The sequence below is a fragment of the Micromonospora sp. MH33 genome, assembly GCF_003013775.1.
In the GTDB taxonomy this organism is placed as follows: Bacteria; Actinomycetota; Actinomycetes; order Mycobacteriales; family Micromonosporaceae; genus Micromonospora; species Micromonospora fulviviridis.
On the sequence record NZ_MUYZ01000044.1, the window covers coordinates 16,296 to 33,560 of the forward strand.

General features: G+C 70.8%; 10 protein-coding genes and 2 pseudogenes. 4 read left to right on the forward strand and 8 right to left on the reverse strand.

Annotation, left to right across the window (positions count from 1 at the left end; translation table 11 throughout):
• Nucleotides 1-2 precede the first annotated feature (2 nt).
• Both B0E53_RS10145 and B0E53_RS10150 read left to right on the forward strand, forming a co-directional pair.
• Complete coding sequence (locus B0E53_RS10145) at nt 3-6,407, forward strand: type I polyketide synthase (RefSeq protein WP_107075802.1); 6,405 nt, start codon at nt 3-5, stop codon at nt 6,405-6,407.
• Nucleotides 6,404-8,857, forward strand: a complete 2,454-nt coding sequence (locus B0E53_RS10150) for a methyltransferase (protein WP_107075803.1) — start codon at nt 6,404-6,406, stop codon at nt 8,855-8,857. The genes B0E53_RS10145 and B0E53_RS10150 overlap by 4 nt, the downstream gene beginning before the upstream one ends.
• 7 nt (nt 8,858-8,864) lie before the next feature.
• Here B0E53_RS10150 and B0E53_RS10155 read toward each other — a convergent pair whose 3' ends face one another.
• From B0E53_RS10155 to B0E53_RS10165, 3 genes are all read right to left on the reverse strand, one after another.
• A complete protein-coding gene (locus B0E53_RS10155) occupies nt 8,865-9,938 on the reverse strand; it encodes a saccharopine dehydrogenase NADP-binding domain-containing protein (RefSeq protein WP_107075804.1) in 1,074 nt (357 codons plus the stop codon).
• Nucleotides 9,935-11,905 carry a phosphopantetheine-binding protein gene (locus B0E53_RS10160; protein WP_107075805.1) on the reverse strand — a complete coding sequence of 657 codons (1,971 nt, stop codon included), beginning with the start codon at nt 11,903-11,905 and terminating at the stop codon, nt 9,935-9,937. Before B0E53_RS10160 ends, B0E53_RS10155 begins: the two co-directional genes overlap by 4 nt.
• Nucleotides 11,906-12,052: 147 nt before the next feature.
• Complete coding sequence (locus tag B0E53_RS10165; protein WP_246835325.1) at nt 12,053-12,298, reverse strand: hypothetical protein; 246 nt, start codon at nt 12,296-12,298, stop codon at nt 12,053-12,055.
• Nucleotides 12,299-12,823: 525 nt separating this feature from the next.
• Between B0E53_RS10165 and B0E53_RS37465 the strand changes: the two genes are divergently transcribed.
• A complete protein-coding gene (locus B0E53_RS37465) occupies nt 12,824-12,997 on the forward strand; it encodes a recombinase family protein (protein WP_246835327.1) in 174 nt (57 codons plus the stop codon).
• Here the strand turns inward: B0E53_RS37465 and B0E53_RS39230 are convergent.
• Nucleotides 12,990-13,385, reverse strand: a pseudogene (locus B0E53_RS39230) (DUF4158 domain-containing protein); the annotation flags it as partial. The gene B0E53_RS37465 and the pseudogene B0E53_RS39230 overlap by 8 nt on opposite strands.
• A 12-nt stretch (nt 13,386-13,397) precedes the next feature.
• Between B0E53_RS39230 and B0E53_RS37470 the strand changes: the two are divergent.
• Nucleotides 13,398-13,769 (forward strand): hypothetical protein, encoded by a 372-nt coding sequence (locus B0E53_RS37470; RefSeq protein WP_107075807.1) that lies wholly within the window; start codon nt 13,398-13,400, stop codon nt 13,767-13,769.
• Between the two features lie 113 nt (nt 13,770-13,882).
• Here B0E53_RS37470 and B0E53_RS10180 read toward each other — a convergent pair whose 3' ends face one another.
• From B0E53_RS10180 to B0E53_RS10200, 4 genes and pseudogenes are all read right to left on the reverse strand, one after another.
• Nucleotides 13,883-14,119 carry a cold shock domain-containing protein gene (locus tag B0E53_RS10180; RefSeq protein WP_210406015.1) on the reverse strand — a complete coding sequence of 79 codons (237 nt, stop codon included), beginning with the start codon at nt 14,117-14,119 and terminating at the stop codon, nt 13,883-13,885.
• Nucleotides 14,120-14,699: 580 nt separating this feature from the next.
• Nucleotides 14,700-15,260 (reverse strand): annotated as a pseudogene (locus B0E53_RS10190) (N-terminal phage integrase SAM-like domain-containing protein); the annotation flags it as partial.
• The gene (locus B0E53_RS10195; RefSeq protein WP_107075809.1) at nt 15,260-15,457 is read right to left on the reverse strand and encodes an excisionase family DNA-binding protein; all 198 of its coding nucleotides are present in this window, start codon (nt 15,455-15,457) and stop codon (nt 15,260-15,262) included. The gene B0E53_RS10195 and the pseudogene B0E53_RS10190, both read right to left, overlap by 1 nt.
• Nucleotides 15,454-17,025, reverse strand: a complete 1,572-nt coding sequence (locus B0E53_RS10200) for a replication initiator (RefSeq protein ID WP_107075810.1) — start codon at nt 17,023-17,025, stop codon at nt 15,454-15,456. The genes B0E53_RS10195 and B0E53_RS10200 overlap by 4 nt, the downstream gene beginning before the upstream one ends.
• Nucleotides 17,026-17,265 lie beyond the last annotated feature (240 nt).

The window sequence follows — 17,265 nt, forward strand, 5'->3', positions numbered from 1 at the left end:
CGATGACGTCGCCCGCCCAGCAGAACCCGGCCATCGCGGTGACCGCGGTCGCCGGACGCTTCCCGGGAGCACCGGACACCGACCGTTTCTGGGAACTGCTGCACGACGGCAGGGAAGGACTCACCCGGTTCACCGACGACGAGCTCGCCGCTCGGCCGGTACCGGCGGCTCTACGGCGGCGTCCGGACTACGTCCCGGTCGGTGGCCTCATCGACGGCCAGGATGTGTTCGACCCGGCGCCGTTCGGACTCACCGACGCCGAGGCCGCTCTCACCGACCCACAGCACCGGCTCTTCCTCGAGGTCGCCTGGCAGGCTCTGGAACGCAGCGGCCACGGCGGCGGCACCGGCGTCGAGGCGGTCGGTGTCTTCGCCGGAGCGGCGCAGAGCGCGTACCTGACCGCCAACCTGGCCGGCCGATGGGATCCCACCGGCGGCGGCCCCGATCCGCTGGGCAGCCTGCAGACCGCGATCGCGACCCAGGCCGACTACCTGCCCCTGCAGACCGCGTACCGGCTGGGGCTGACCGGCCCGGCGATGAACATCACCACCACCTGTTCCACCTCGCTGGTGGCCGTCCACGTCGCCGCCCAGTCACTGCTGGCCGGGGAGTGCGACATGGCTGTTGCCGGCGGAGTGTCGCTGATCGTCCCGCAGGGACACGGCTACCGGTACGTGCCGGAAGGCATCTTCTCCGTGGACGGCCGGGTCCGGCCCTTCTCCGCCGAGGGCACCGGCATCGTCTACACCCAGGGCGTCGGCGCGGTGGTGCTCCGCCGGCTCGACGACGCCCTCGCCGACGGCGACCCGGTCCTGGCCGTCCTGCACGGCAGCGCGGTCAACAACGACGGCGCCGCCAAGGTCGGCTTCACCGCACCCTCGCTGCGGGGACAGGCACGCGTGATCGCGGAGGCACTCGCGGTCGCCGACGTCGATCCGGCGGACGTCGGCTACGTCGAGGGGCACGGCACCGGCACCCGGCTCGGCGATCCCATCGAGGTCGCGGCCCTGCGCAGAGCCTTCGGACGCGACGGTGCACCGACCGCGGCCTGGTGCGGACTCGGCTCGGTGAAGAGCAACATCGGTCACGCCAACTCGGCCGCTGGCATCGCCTCGTTCATCAAGACCGTGCTCGCGCTGCACCACCGGACGCTGCCGGCCTCCCTGCACGCCGAGCCGATCAACGAACAGCTCGGACTCGACGGCTCACCGTTCGCGGTGGTGACCCGGACCCGTGCGTGGGACACCCCGCCGTACGCCGGTGTCAGCTCCTTCGGCATCGGCGGCACCAACGCCCACGTCGTGCTCGGCCCGGCGCCCGAGCGCGCGGCGTCCCCGGCCGACGACCGTCCCCAGATCCTGCTGTACTCGGCACACGACCGGCCCGCCCTCGACGCGGCCGCCCGCGACCTGCCCTCGGCCGACCTGCCCGATGTCGCCCACACGCTCCAGCTCGGCCGCGAGCACTTTCCGTACCGCCAAGCCGTGCTCACCGGCCCGGGCGTCGCCGCCCGGCGCACCTCCGTGGTCCGCGCCGAAGGCGTGCCCCGCCTGGCGTTCCTCTTTCCCGGCGGCGGTAGCCAGTACGCGGGTATGGCCGCGGGACTGCACGCCGACGAACCGGTGTTCGCCGCCACCGTGGACGAGTGCGCGAAACTGTTCCGCGACCACCTCGACATCGACGTCACCACGCTGATCACCGGTGGTGACAGCACCTTGGCCGAGTCGGCTCTCGTGGGCCTGCCGGCCCTGTTCACCGTCTCGGTGGCCACCGCCCGGCTGCTCGGTTCCTGGGGCATCACCCCGGACGTGCTGCTGGGCCACAGCCTCGGTGAGTACGCCGCTGCCGTGCTCTCGGGAGCGCTGACGCTGCCGGACGCGGTGACGCTGGTCGCTGCCCGATCCCGGGTACTGGCCGGGGCGGCGGGCGGCGGGGCGATGCTGTCTGTGCCATTGCCCGAGACCGAGATGACCCCCCTGCTGCGCGAGCATTCCCTCATCGACCTGGCGGCGGTGAACGCTCCACGATCCTGTGTGGTCTCCGGCCCGTCCGGCGCCGTGGACGCCCTCGCCGCGGCACTGAGGCATGAGGGCACCGAATCCGCCCGGCTGCGGCTCAGCTCGGCCGCTCACTCCAGGTTGATCGATCCCGCGCTGCCCGACATGCGAGCGGCTGCACGATCAGTGCGTGCCGGCCGGCCCGGCATGGCCACGGTCAGCTCGCTGACCGGCGCGATTGTCGGCGACGAGTTCACCGATCCCCAGCACTGGGTGCGTCAGCTGCGCGATCCGGTGCGCTTCTCGGCAGCGCTTACGACCGCGACAGCCGATCCCACGCCGACGGTCGTGGTTCAGGTCGGTCCGGGCGCAGCCCTCGCCGCGGCCGCCCGAAACCACGGATTCGCGCACCTGCGCGCCACCGTCACCACCTACCCGTCCGACGGTGAGCTGTCGGATCTCGTGGCCACCCGGCTGGCTGCCGGTGAACTGTGGAGCCACGGCGTGCCGGTCGACTTCAGCGCCATGCACCGCCCGGGACGACGCCGGGTCATCGCACCCGGGTACGCCTTCCAGCGCCGTCGTCTGTGGATCGATCCCGAACCCTCGCAGACACTGCCGCAGACCACCGAGCTGCTCCAGATCCCGCTCTGGCGGCAGGAACCGCCGTTGCCGGCCGCGACCCGTATCGGTGGCCGGTGGCTGGTCGCCGGAGACGACGAAGACCTCATCGGTGCTGCCCTGCGCGCTCGCGGCGCCGAACCCGTCGGCCTGGAACAGACCGGCCAAGCCGTCGACGGCGTGATCATCGTGGCCGGCGCCCATCAGACGCCGGAGCAGACGGCGGCAGAGATCCTCCGGCATGGCCGCGTCGCCGCGCTCGATCCGCCGCCGGCCCTGCTGTTGCAGATCACGGTGAACGGCTGCCGCGTCGAGAGCGGTGACATACCGGCCCCGGGCGCCACGGCGGTGCGAGCACTGCCCAGGGTGATGGCCCAGGAAACTCCGGGACTGTCGTGGCGGACGATCGACGTCACCGATCTGCGTGCCCACGCGCCCGCCGTGCTCGACGAACTGGCCGACCTGCGCCGCGAGCACACGGTCACCGAGGTCGCCGTACGCGGATCCCAGCGATGGGTCAGCACACTAAAACCCTGGCCGGCCGTACCGGACGTGCCGGCGGTGCCGCACGGCGGCACCGCACTGATCATCGGAGGTCTGGGCGACGTTGGCCTCACCATGGCGGCCCACCTTGCCCGGCAGGGGGTGCGGGTGGTGCTCACCTCCCGCTCCGGCGTCCGCACCGCCGGCGTACATCAGCTCGTCGAGCAGGGCCATGACGTGTCCGTGCGGGTGCTCGACGCCGCCGACCCCGTCGGCACCAGCGCGCTGCTCGCCGAGCTGAGCGCCGGATCTACCGTCGACCTGGTGGTGCACGCGGCCGGTGTGGTGGCGACCGAGGACCTGCCGCCGATGCGGCGCATCGGCCCCGAGCACGTGGACGGTCACCTGCGGGCAAAAGCCGGCGGAGCGCTGGCACTGCGGGCTGCCATCGAGGCGCTGCCGCCGGCGCGGCGACCCGCCCGTGTCGTGCTCATGTCCTCCGCGGGCACGCTCGTCGGCGGTATCGGCACCGGCCCCTACAGCGCGTCGAACGGCTTCCTCAACGCCGTCGCCGAGCAGGCGCCGGCCGACGGCACACGCTGGATCAGCGTCGTCTGGGACGCCTGGAAGGTCGGACCCCTCGGTAGCGAGCGCGAGGTCAACCTCACGTTCGCGCTGGACGCCGCCACCGGCATGCAGGCGCTGGACGCCATCCTCGGCGCGTGCGCGGCCGGCACCGCCCCACCGGTCGTCGCCGTGTCCACCACCGACCTGCGGACCCGGGTACGCGACGCCGACCGTCCGGTGGTGCGCCGCCAGGCCGACACCCCCAACGATCTGACCGGCACCGAAGCGGTGGTCGCTGCCACCTGGTCCGATCTGTTCTCCACACCGGTGAACGACGCCGACACCGACTTCTTCGCGCTGGGCGGGCACTCACTGCTGGCCACCCGCATGCTCGCCGACCTGGGGGAGCGGTACGGCGTACGCCTGAGCCTGCGCGACCTGCTCGCCCGGCCCACCGTCGCCGGACTGGCCGCGACCATCGCCGACGCCGCCGAGCAGCCTGCCGCCGACCCGCCGCCGACGGTGGCCGTGACCGGCGGGCCCGACGACGACGGCACCTTCGCCATGACCCGCGTGCAGCACGCGTACTGGACCGGCCGCACCGGCGGCTACCGCTTCGGCGACACCGCCTGCCATTTCGCGCTGGAGTACGACTGCCCCGACCTCGACCTGGACCGCTACGAACAGGCTTGGAACCGGGTGATCGCCCGGCATCCGATGCTGCGCACCGTGACGACCAGCCAGGGCCGCATGCGGCAACTGCCACACGTGCCCCACTACCGCATCCGTCCGGTCGATCTGACCCAGGCCGACGAGCAGAAACGCACCGAACGGCTCGCCGTGCTACGCGAACAGGTCTTCCGCCGGCCCGGCCCGTCCGACCGATGGCCGCTGGTCCAGATCCGCGCGGCCCGGCTGCCCGGCGGCCGCGTACGGCTGTTCCTCGGCATCGACGTGCTCGTCTGCGACGCCGGCAGCTACTGGATCCTCGACCGCGACCTGCGCCACTACTACCGCAACCCCGACCGGGAACTGCCCGAGGTGCCGATCACCTTCGCCGGCTGCGTGCAGGCCATGACGGCACGGCGCGACACACCGGAATGGACCCGCGCCGCGGGCTACTGGCGTGACCGGCTGCCCGACCTGCCAGGCGCGCCAGCTCTGCCGGTCTCCGGCGCCGACACCGGCGGCCGGTTCGAGCGCCACACGGGCCGGCTCGACGCCCAGCAGTGGGCCGCCTTCCGGCGCAACGCCGCCGACAACGGCGTCACCCCGACGGCGGCCCTGCTCGCCGCGTACAGCGAACTACTCGCCCAGTGGAGCGCCGAAGACCATTTCGCCGTCACGGTGACACTGTTCGACCGTCCCGCGATCCACCCCGCCATCGACAGCGTCGTCGGCGACTTCACGTCGCTGCTGCTGCACGAGGTGGACCTCCGTGCCGCAGGCGGATTCGCCGAGCACGCCGCCAAGACCCATCGGCGGCTCTTCACCGATCTCGACCATGGGGACTTCTCCGCCCTCGACCTGTTGGCGGAGAAAGCCGCGCGGACCGGAACCGTCGCGTCCGTCCCGGTGGTCTTCACCAGCGCGCTCGGGCTCGACGACGTGATCGGCGGTGAGCGCGACCTGGAGTGGGCCGGGCGGCAGGTATCCGCCCTGAGCCAGACGCCGCAGACCGTCCTGGACCATCAGGTGCTCGAACATCACGGTGAACTGCTGGTGCAGTGGGACGCGCTGGAACCGGTGCTGCCCACCGCCGACGTCGAGCGGATGTTCGAGCTCTACCTCACCAGGCTGCGGAGCCTGACCGATCCGGCGGCCTGGCATCCCGAGCCCGCCGCCGTGGTGCCGCTGCCGGTGGACGACGTGGCGATCACGCTGCGCGCCGCCACCGGCTCCGGACCGACGCTCTTTCTCGTCCATCCTTCGGGTGGAGACGTGACCTGCTACGCCGACCTCGCGCAACGCCTCGACGAGCGCGTCGCCGTCGTCGGCCTGACCGACCCCGGGCTGGCCGGCGGGCAAGCGCCCACCGAACTGCCCCGGCTGGCACGGCTCTACGTCGACGTGCTCCGCTCGGTTCAGCCGGACGGCCCTTACTTGCTCGGCGGCTGGTCGATGGGCGGCAGCCTGGGCCACGAGATGGCCCGCGCCCTGCACGAGCAGGTCCAGCACGTCGCCCTGCTGGTGATGCTGGACTCCAACGATCCGTCCTACATCACGGCGGTGCCCGGCGACCCGGATACCGCCACGGCACACGTGCTGACCCGGCACCTGGCAGCACTGGAGGCCTACCTCGGCGTCGACCTCGGCGTCGGCACACCGGAGGCGAGGAACGCGTTCCTCGCCCAGCCGGCCGAGCACCGCTGGGCCCAGGCCACCGAGCGGCTCCGGCGCCACCGCCTGCTCGGCACCCGCGAGAGTCCGCAGGCCCGGGTCGCCGTGTTCGACCGTCACCTGCGTGGCCTGGCCCTGCACCAGCCCGGCCTCCATGCCGACGAGCGGACCCACACGCTGCTGGTACGGGCCGACCGCCGGGCCACCCGCAACTCCGGGATCGGGATGGGCGTCGACGACACCCCCAACGGCCTGACCGACCTGGGCTGGTCCACCCACCTGGCCGTACCACCGCAGGTGATCGGCATCGACGCCGACCACTACTCCTTGATGCGGGACCCGGCTATCACCACTGTCGCACGGCTGATCAACGCCGCCCTCATCCGGCACCTGTCATGAACGTCGAACGGAGTTACACCGTGTCCCCGGAGATCACCGATGCCCTGCACCGGCTGAACACCCACCCGTGGATCGCCGCCGCCGTCCATGACGACACCGGCCTGCGCATCCGCGTACGATCCGAAGCCACCGCCGTCCGGCCGGAACCCGGAGCCCTGGTACGCGAATACCTCGAGCACTGGACCGAGGTGTACGACTTCACCTACGCCGCGGGCGCCGCGGCCGACGACGCCCTGGCCGGCTGGCGGGCCTCCGACACCGGAGAACCTCTGCCGGCCGCGCACATGAGCGAGTGGGTCGACCGCACCGTCGAACTGGTTCTCGGCGCACGACCACGGCACGTACTGGAACTGGGCTGCGGCACCGGGCTGCTCGCCGACCGGCTGCAGCAACATCTGGCCGGCTACGTCGGCACCGACGTCGCCGAGGACATGGTGCGACGGCACCAGCAGCATGCCCGGCCAGGTCAGGTCTTCGTCCGCGCGGCAGCACACGAGGTCGATTCGGATGCGGTACGGCAGGCTCTGGATCAGGCCGGTTTCCCCGCCGACGGACCCGACTGCGTGCTCATCAACTCGGTCACGCAATGCTTCCCTGACGTCGCCTATCTGACCCGTGTGGTGCAGGACGCGATCCGGATCGTCGCGCCCGGCGGCGCGGTGATCGTGGGCGACAACCGCCATGCCGGTCTCCTGGAGGCCTACTGTCGCTGGCTCGAGCGCACCGCCGACCCGTCGGCCGCCGGCCCGGTGATCGACGAGCGTGCCCGCGGCCGCGCCGAGCGCGACGCCGAACTCAACTTCGATCCCGCTGTGCTCGCCGCCGCAGCCGTCGCCAGCGGCCGCGCGGTCCACATCGCCACCTACCCGAAGACCATGAACGCCGACTCCGAACTGACCCGCTACCGCTTCGACACGGTACTGCGGGCGGACCCTGGTGAGGCTGCGATCCAGCCGGCCGCCCGGGATTGGACCGGACTCGGCGACGCGCTGGCCCTCATCGCCGAGGAAAAGCCGGTCCACATCGTCGGCATTCCCAACCGGCTGCTGGTGGACACCGCGGACGCCGTGACCGCCTGCGAATTGCGTACCGCCATCGCCGGAAACGACGCCGCAGTGGTGCTGGACCCGGTAGACCCCACTGCACTGACCCTGGTCGCCCCTGCCGCCGCCGCCTTCACGCCGGTCACCGCAGCGCCCGGCCGCGCCCACGAGCCGTTTACCGCCTTCGTGCACCGCCGCGTCGGCGAGGTCGCCCGTGCGGCCCTGCGCCGGGCGGGCGCCGACGCCCGGGGAGTGCGGATCAGCGTCGAGCACGGCGTCCCCGCCGAGCGGATCGCGGCGGCGGCCGCACGGGCGATCGACGCACACGACGCCGAGAGACTGCCGGTCTTCCTCCAGGACCTCGACCACGTCGCCCGCCTCGCCATGGCCGACACCCTCGCCGGTCCCGGCCTCTGCGCGCAGGCGCCCGGCGACGACGAGGAGAAGATCGCAGCCGCGCTGGCCATCGCCCCGCGACACCGCTGGATCATGCGCCGATGGCTCGCCGTCCTCGTCGACGCCGACATGCTGGCCACCGACGGGCACCGCTACCACGATCTGCGCGCACCGGGACGGGCCGCCCTGCGCGACGCCATCGACGGCATCGACCGGGCTCGCCGGGGTCTGCACTACCCGCCCGGACTCAGCCGGTTCTTCCAGACCGCGGTGCAATACCTTCCCGCACTGCTGCGCGACGAGGTCAGTCTGCAGGCGCTGCTGTTCGCCGACGGGGACACCGGCACCGCCGAGGGCGCCTACCGGGACAACGCCGTCAACCGCTACGTCAACGCGGCCGCCGCTGAAACGGTCCGCTGGATCGCGCAGTGGCGGCCCACGGACCGGCCCCTGCGGGTCCTCGAAGTCGGTGCAGGCGTGGGCGGCACCACCGCGGACGTTCTGGACGCGCTGCGCGGCACCCCGATCGACTACCTGTTCACCGACGTGTCGGCGTTCTTCCTCACCGATGCCCGGCTGCGGTTCGCCGACCACGCCGGCCTACGGTACGGGCGCTTCGACATCAACGCGGACCCCCTCTCGCAGGGCGTCGACGAGGGCACCCTGGACCTCGTCATCGGTGCCAACGTGCTGCACAACGCCGTCGACATCGGTGCCACCCTGCGCGGCATCCGGCGCCTGCTGCGCCGCGACGGCGTGCTGCTGTTCGTGGAGACCACCCGGGAGATGCACCAGATCCTGACATCCATGCAGTTCCTGATGTCAGCCCGGCCAGGTGGTGAACGGCCGGGCGACCGCGACCTGAGGGCCGGCACCGGCAAGATCTTCCTCGACGAGACGCAGTGGCGCAGCGAGCTGGACGCCGCCGGTTTCCGGTCGATCATCTCGGTTCCTGGCCCAGACCATCCACTGCACCCGGTCGGCGTCCAGCTCCTCGCCGCCACCTGCTGAGAACCTCTCAGCGTGACGGCAGGGCAAGCTCACTGACCAGCGGGTCCGCTGCCAGCTCCTTCGCCACCGCCTCGGGGTCCAGCACCTCCGAGGCGAAGTGGGCGCCTGGAATGACCGAGCCCAGCGCCACCTGACGGGCGGCGACGGCGGACACCACGCCGCTGAGCGGATACGAATCCGGAGTCCGCAGCAGCACCCGCCGCGGCATCAGCCCCGAACCCACACGCGGGCGCGCATACGCCAGCACCGCATAGTGCCGTCCGTGTGCTGCGACATCCCGCTGTGCCGCGTCCACGATCGCATCGGCGTGAGCCTCCGGTGGCTGCCCCTCGTCGGCCCACGCCGTCGCGAACGCCTGCGGCAGGTTGTCCGTCGCATACACCGTGTAGTTTCGCAACTCCGTGAGCCCGGCCGCCGACGCCAGCCCGATCATTTCGGTGGACAGGAACGGCACGGCGTGCACCCGGCCCCGGAAACCGGGCAGTGTGATCGAGCGCAGCGGCGCCAGACTGTGCGGCGCGACCCGTCCGTCCCGCCACATCGCCAGCGCGTGCCCGAACTTCGGGCCCCGGGTCAGCAGCGCGTCCACCGCGGAGGCCGCGCTGATCTCGACCGACCCGCCGACGTACACGTCCAGGCGGGCCACCGGGCCGCCGTCGAGCAGCAGCCGCGGCAGCAACCCGGAAAGGCCGGGCATCAGTCCGGCGGAGAAGACGGCCGGATGCCGCGCCAGAGCCGCCGGAGGGTTCTGGGCGAGGGCGTCGGCCGCGACCAGATCACCGGCCGCGTCCACATAGCCCGCGCCCGCCTCCAAGGCGGCCCGGGCCACTCGATCGAGCACCTGATACGACGGCCCGGCACAGTTGAGTACCACCGAACAACCCGCACAGAACGCGGCGAGCGACGCGTCGTCGAACAGGTCGACCATCACCGCGTCCGCTGCGTGCGCTCGCGCGACCTCGCCGGCGCGCGCCAGATCACGCCCGCCCACCCGTACGGGCAGCCCGAAACCACGCAGTCGCTCGACGGCGGTACGGCCCACCGCCCCGGCGCCGCCGAGAACCCCGACAAGTCTTGTCATCGTGCGACGTCCGTGCGACTTGCGGCAGCCAAACCCGCCACCGTCGGGTCGGCCAGGAACTCTCGGACCGGCACGGTGATCCCGGCCTCCTTGGCCAGCCGCGCCAGCGCCCGCACGGCGAGCAGCGAGTCGCCCCCGAGATCGAAGAAGTTGGCGCCGCGATCCAGCACCGGCGCCTCCAGCACCTCCTCCCATACGGAGGCGATCGTCAGTTCCAGTTCGGTGGCGGGCGGACCGCCGTCGGCGTCGGCCCGGTCGTCGTCGTAGCGTCCCAGCCGCAAGCCGGTCCGGGCCTCGTTGGGTTCACCTGGCAGATCGACCGGCCGGTCCCAGCCGTCACCGTCGGCGAGACTGCCCACCAGAGCGACCAGATCGGCGTACGCGGCATCAACCTGCTCGATGTCGAACAGTTCCTCCACCAGCGAGAAAGCGATGGCCAAGGAGCCGCGCAGCTCATAGAACCGGGCCTCCAGCGCCACCTGCGGGGTACGGAGCTGATGGAAGAAGTCGTCCATGTCGAGCTGACCCAACGGCCCGGCGAAGTCGGGTTGCTGGGCGCCCATGGCGGCGTCCATGCCCAGGGTGCTCTGGAAGACCACGGGCGCGACCGGCCGATGGGTTCCCCGGCGCCGCCCCAGCTCACGGGACACCTCGACGCCGGTCACCAGCGCATGACCGGCGTGCTCGGTGAACCGGCGTTGCGCCTGTGTCACCAGCTGCGCGAACGTCGAGCCCGGAGTCAGCTCGGTGGGCAACAGCATGGTGGACGCGAAAGCACCGAAGACCCGGTGCACGTCGGGGTGCAACGGCAGCCGGTTGAGCTGCAGCGAGTTCAGCAGGAGCCGGTGATGGCCGGCCCACCGCGCGATGGTGATCGCGAACACGGTGAACATCGCTGTCGACGGTGTGACGTCATGGGCGGCGCAGCGGTCGCGCAGCGCGACCCAACGGCCGGGAGACAGGTACTGCTCCCGGTTGACCATCGTCGTCGCCCGGACCTCACGCGGATCGGTCGTCAAGGGCAGTGCCGGAGGCAGCGGCATGTCGTCGAGCCGGGACCACCACCAGTCCCGGTCGCTGGTCCAGGCATCGGTCTGCGGCAGAGCATGCACCGACGAGACGTAGTCGTCGAAGCCCATGTCCAACGGGGCGGGCATGGCGTTCCAGTCAGCGCTCAGCTCGAGCAGTTCCCGGTTCAGCAGCGTGGCCGACCACCCGTCGAACAGTAACAGGCTCATGTTCGTGTGGAGCCTGCCCCGGCCGTCGGGCAACAGCGTCAGGCGGATGTCGAGCCCGGGACCACGAGCCGGGTCGGGCCCGTTGGCGATCATCTCCGCGCGTAGCCGCGCCAGGCTCTCGGCCGTCTCCTCTGCGGACGCCGTACGCAGGTCGTACACCTGCGGCTCCGGGACGGCCGCGGGCGCGTCGAGCGGCAGAATGTGCTGCATTCCGTCGGAGGTGACCCGGGCCCGCAGCATCGGCTGATGCTCGGCGAGCCGGCGCAGCGCGTCGGCCAGAGCCTCGGGGGCCTCCTCGCTGTCCATGTCGAGCAGGGCGACGTCGCTGTAGAAGTGCGCCGACTCGTACGACAACTCCCATCCACCCTGCTGGCCGACGAAGTACCCCTGTTGCAGGGGAAGCAGGGGAAACGGCGCCGTCTTGTCGAGACGGCGACGCAGCTCGACCGGGAGGGCTCGAGCCGCTGTTCCTCCAGCGGATCGTCGGCGGATCAACTCGGTCAGCTCCGCCACCGTGGACTCTGCGCCGACGTCAGCCAGCGCCAGCACCACTCCGAGTCGTTTGCGGATGAGCGCGGCCATCCGCACCGCGAGCACCGAATCGCCACCCAGACGCAGAAACGACGCGTCGGGCGTGATCGTGTGAGCCGGGATTCCGAGCAGCTCCGACCAGATCTCGGCAAGGACTGCCCCGGCATCATCGGGGCGCTCGGCGGTGCTGAGTGACATGGGTAGTGGCTCCTCAAGAGGGAACGAGTGGGCAGCGGCGTCCAGAGACGTCCGAGCGAAGCCTACAACGGGATGAATGTCATTTTCGATATCCGCGATCGAGCTTCTGGCCGACCCGGAGCGCGCACCGGATCAGCTGCGCGCCCGTCACCTGCGCCGGCCCGCCACGCTGAGGGGCGGGCAGCGCCACCGGGACGCGGTCCCGACGACCGTGTGCACCACCGCGGCCGGCGCCAGGCCCAGCGGCGCGGCCCGGCCCGCGAAGTACCCGTCCCAGTAGTTGCGCATACCCAAGACCAGGAACGCCTCGTTCGGCACCTCGGAGAAGCTGACGGTGGCGATCGGCTCGACGAGCTCGAACATGCGGTGGACCTTGGCCAGTGGGTGCTGCATCGGTCGACATCTCCTTTGGCCGTGACCGCGCCCTCGTGGGCGGCCTCTACACGAGCTACGAACAACGCAGCCCGGATACGACAACTCCGGCCGACATCAATCGAGCCGAGATCAATCTCACTCTCATGCCGCCGACCGTGTGCGTGGTGTCTCAGTGCACCGGTCACGCTGAGTAAACGTCAGCCTTGGTGCTGTTTCATGAAGACGTGCCGAAGCGGGCGCCAAGGCGCCGGGCGACACCGCAGCCGCCCGCCGGGATCGGGGAGCGCGTGGGGAGCAGTTGGGTGCACTGAACGGCGTTGAAATGCATCCAGGCCCCGCTCTTGGGTCGCTGTCCCAGCCCGCTAAATATTCGATCTTGAGTGATGCTGGCCGTCGGGGTGTCCGTTAGCCGAACCCTCAACGGACACGCGGGCGGCCGTGACGCGAAACGCGTCTACCAGCGACGAGGTTGTCACAGATAGGGTGTCCGGTGAACTGTCCGGTGATGGGGGGCTATCCGTTACGCTGCCGGCCGTGACCGCCGTGCTGATCGGATACGCCCGCTGTTCCACCGACAAGCAGGACCTGGAAGCGAACCGGCAGATCTTGCTCGACCTCGGGGTGCCGGCCGAACGGATCTACCTCGACCGGGCGTATTCCGGCACCACACCTGCTCGGCCAGCCACGCGACCATCTTGTCCTCGTCGCCGCGGGTGAACATCCGGAACCCGAACGCATCGCGGATCATCGTCCGGTACCGCTCCGCGCTGCGACCGGTCACCTCGAACCCCACCGGTGCGTCGGCGGCCCAGCCCAACTGCCGGGCCACATAATCCACCGCGGCCGGGGGCACCTCGCCGACATGGCGCGGGAACCGGCCCTCAATCTCGAAGAACTTCACCATCAACGCGCAGCTCAACCGGCCCTGGCCGTGCAGCTGCGCCAGCAAGTCCTGATCGGAGTCGACCAGCGTCCACGACGCGATCAGGTCATCGAGTTCCCATTCCCGGCGCACCACGACACCCTGGCAGAAGACGATCCGCCCACCACACTCGGCCGGGACACCCGTCGATACGCTGACCACGACACCCGGCCGGGCCGACATGAAGGACGACGCATGCGCAGGTGGGTACGGTACGAAGCGCCGATCATGGTCTGCGTCGAACTCGGCGACGACGGCTACACCGGCAAGGTCGTCAACGTCGTACTCGGCGACGAACACGACGACCTCAACCTCGCCCGCGACTACCGCGGCCACTTCCTCATCTACGACGAGACGATGGAACGCGTCTCCGTCGACGAACGCGCCGCCACCCGCGCCGTCACCATCGCCGAGCACCGGGAATGGCCCGACCGGCTCGACTGGGACGAAGGCCCCGACGCCCTGCGCTACCCCGACCTCTACGACCCCGCCGCGCCCGACACCGACGGCGATGAGGACGACGACCTCGAACCGCTCGACCTCCACGACCGCGACATCGTCGGCTGACCGGCCCGCCCGCCGTCTCTCTCCGGCCAAAACAACCGCAGGATGGATCTACGTTCTGGTCGGCCGCTCCAACTGCCCGCAGCACGGGCCGGACGCGGCTGCGACGGCTCCGGTTACAGGGCAGTTACCTCGATCGCCCGGGCGGGATAACCGTCCTGGCCTGGAATCTCGTAGCGGCACCGCACCCGCTGACCCGGCGCCAGGCTTCGGTACTCGGTCGGCCCAGCGACAATGTGCCGGTAGTGCACCCAGACGGTCATGTCGACGTGATCGAGAGCGACCGTTCCCCAGCCCTCTTCGCGGCGCCAGGTCTTCACCACACCGGTGTCCTGCAGGCCCTGGTCGCTCACACACACCACGGTACAGACCCCGGGGAGGCCAGGCACGGGACCAGCCGTACCCGGCCTCCCCCGGTTGAGGGCCGCTGGGTCACACCCAGGTGATGACCCAGTTCCACTGGGCGGTGAGCGTGCCGTTGCCGCCGCCGCCGACGTTGTGCCGGGAAGGCGAACGTGATGATGGTGTGGTACGAGCTGTCCCGCACCGGGTTTGATGGAGACATCGAAACCTGGGAGGAACACCAGCGATGCCGGCACCGAAGAAGTACAACGATGAGTTGCGTGAGCGTGCGACCCGGTTGGCGGTCGAGGCCCGCCGGGACCCAGTCAGCGCGGTGGGTGCGATCCGTCGGATCGCCGGCCAACTCGGGGTTCATCCGGAGGCGTTGCGCACGTGGGTGAAGAAGGCCGAGACCGACGCCGGTGACCGGCCGGGCATCACCAGCAGCGACGCGGAACGCCTCGCCGCGTTGGAACGGGAGAATCGTGAGCTGCGGCGGGCCAACCAGATCCTGAAGTCCGCGGCGTCTTTCTTCGCGGCGGAGCTGGACCGTCCGTCGCGATGAAGGTCGACTTCGTCGACTCCCAGAAGGGGGTTCTTGGTGATGAGGTCTTCGGCCTGGGCGTGGGTGAGGGCGGCTCGCAGCGCGGCCCGGATGTCGCTGACCGTGCGCGTCGACGGGACGGCCTGGCAGCAGCGGCCGACCGCACAGCAGCGCCGCTTGTGCTTCGGCCGGGCGGCATCCTTGCCCTGGGCGCGGCACTGGCAGCTTCGGGCCACCTGGTTGATCCAGGTCTGCACCTCCCGGGATTGGAGCCGGTCGAGCCGCTTGGCTCCGAGGCCGGGGGCGATGTAGCGGCGGACGAACGTCTCATAGGTCGCGTAGGTCAACGGTGCCCGGTTCGGCTGGATGATCTCGGCCAGCCAGTAGTTGAGGAAGCCACCGACCGTCGGGACGCTCGTCGCCACCGGTCCCTGCTTCGCCTGCTGGTGCAGTTTGATCCACTTGTCGTGGACGGCCTCGCGGGTTTTGCCGTAGACGTACTTGCGGGTGCGCCGGCCGTCGGGCTTGGTGACCCAGACGTAGGCGGCGAAGCCGTTCCGGTACGGGAAGATCGAGCCTTCGCCATTGGCACGTGCACGTGCGGGCATCAGGCAGCCTCCTGGCGTTCGACCTGCTCGCGGATGTAGTCGTCGACCCATTCGGGGAGGATGCGGCGGTACTTGCCGTCCTTGATGGAGCGCAGCTCGCCGGTGGCGATCTTCATCTTGACCTTGGAGATCCCGAAGCCGAGCAACACGGCGACCTCGGCAGGCGAGTACCAGCGGGGGCGGAGGTCGAGGGTCATGCGGCGGCCCCGGTGAGCCAGGCTTCATGGGCGAGTTCTTCCCGGCCGATGCGTCTGCTCTCGCGCCGCTGCCTTGCGGCGGTGTTGGCGAGCAGGGCGTCACCCTCGGAGAGCCATCCAGCTCCGATGTAGGTGAGGGTGCCGACGGTGATCGTGTCGGCCGGTTCGTCGTCCTCCTCGCGCCGGTAGGTGGCGCGGGTGTCGCGCAGCAGGGCGAAGGTGACGGAGTAGCGGCGGGCTTTGGTGAGGAAGTGACCGCCGAAGCCGAGCATGTGCGCCCAGCGGCGTAGCCCGGCGTAGGGGCGCGGTTTGGTGTCAAGGCTGCCTTGACGGTTGTCGGCGGTTGCGGCGCCGCCGGTCATATCGGGGGGGGTGGGGCGGCCGAGGTGCCAGCAGGCGTCGATGAGGCGGGCGAGGTGGTCGCCTTCGGGATCGGCGTAGTCGTCGATGGTGGCCGGGGTGAGGCGGGTGAAGGAGTGGCCGCTGGCTTCGGTGGCCTTGGTGGCGTACTTGGCGAGATAGGCGGCAACCTTGCCGTCGGTCAGCTCGCCGCCAGCGGTGTTGATACGCCGCACGTCGACCTGCTCGCCCCAGGCGACCAACCAGCCTTCGGGCTGGTCGGGGTGCGGTGGTGTGGTGACGGTGATCTGCCGGGCGGCGGCGTGGATCGCGTCTTCCAGGTCGTCGACGGTGATGCCGGCCGGCGGCGGCACGAGCGCGTCCGGGTCGTCCGGGGCTACACCGTCGAGGCGCAGCAGGACGTGGAAGTGCACGGCTCCGCGGCGCTGCATTTCGGCGACCTTGCCGTGGGACACCCGCACGGGCGGCACCCAGCGGACCTTGCCGGAGGCGGTGACGACCTGGACGGAGGGGATGCCGCGCTTGCGGGAGATGGCGGCGAGGCGGCGGTCGGCGGCCTGTTTGGTGCGCCGCCACAGTTCGCCGGAGAAGTAGTTCCACACGACCTGGTGGGCGTGGTCGTAGCAGTCCAGGCACAACGGCCGTCCGAGCCGCGGATCGTCGCCGTCGTGGCGGGCGAAGCACGCCGCCGGCTGCCCGTGTGGGCAGGTGCCGGCGTTGCTGCGGGCGCGGCAGGGGGCGGGGCGGCAGTCGCAGCGCTGCCGGTTGCGGCAGGTGTGGCGGGGGATATGCCGGTGGTGGACCGGGCCGAAGGACGGGGCGGTGAAGGTGGCGAAGACGACCGGGTGCCGGCCGACCGAGTCGGGGACGCCCTTGCCGCCGGTCAGGCCGCGACAGACGACCTGATAGGCGTCGCCCTGGTAGACCCAGGCGCAGTCCGGGCACACCGATTCGCGGCGGTTGCCGCACGCCTTGTAGAGCGCCCGGTCGGGCAGCTCGTCGGTATGCAGCCGACCGGTGATGCGGCCGGTGTCTCGCTCGACGGCGGCGATCGTGCCGGTAAGACGGATCGGGCGGGAGCAGCCGCCGGCGGGGCGGGTGTGCTCCAGCCAGCCGGAGAACTCCGGCGAGGCGGCGCGGTGCAGGACCTGGGCGTCACGGCCGACGGCGAGACCGAGCGGGTCGATGGTGAGCGGGGTGGTGGACATGACTGTCTCCTCTTTCGGGGGTGGCAGGGACGGGAGACGAAGCACCACCAGCCGTGGACGTGGGTCCGCTGGTGGTGTTCGTCGTGTCTCCTGGCACCGCCGAGAGGGCGGCTCACGCCGGAGGGCGGAATCGTGGTCGTGCCACTTCCCGCCGATGGGTCATGTCCTTAAGTTCGAAGGGTCAGTAGGTTGTGCTGACGACCCGAGCGGGTCGGGTGTGGCTGTTGGGTTGGTTGCCGG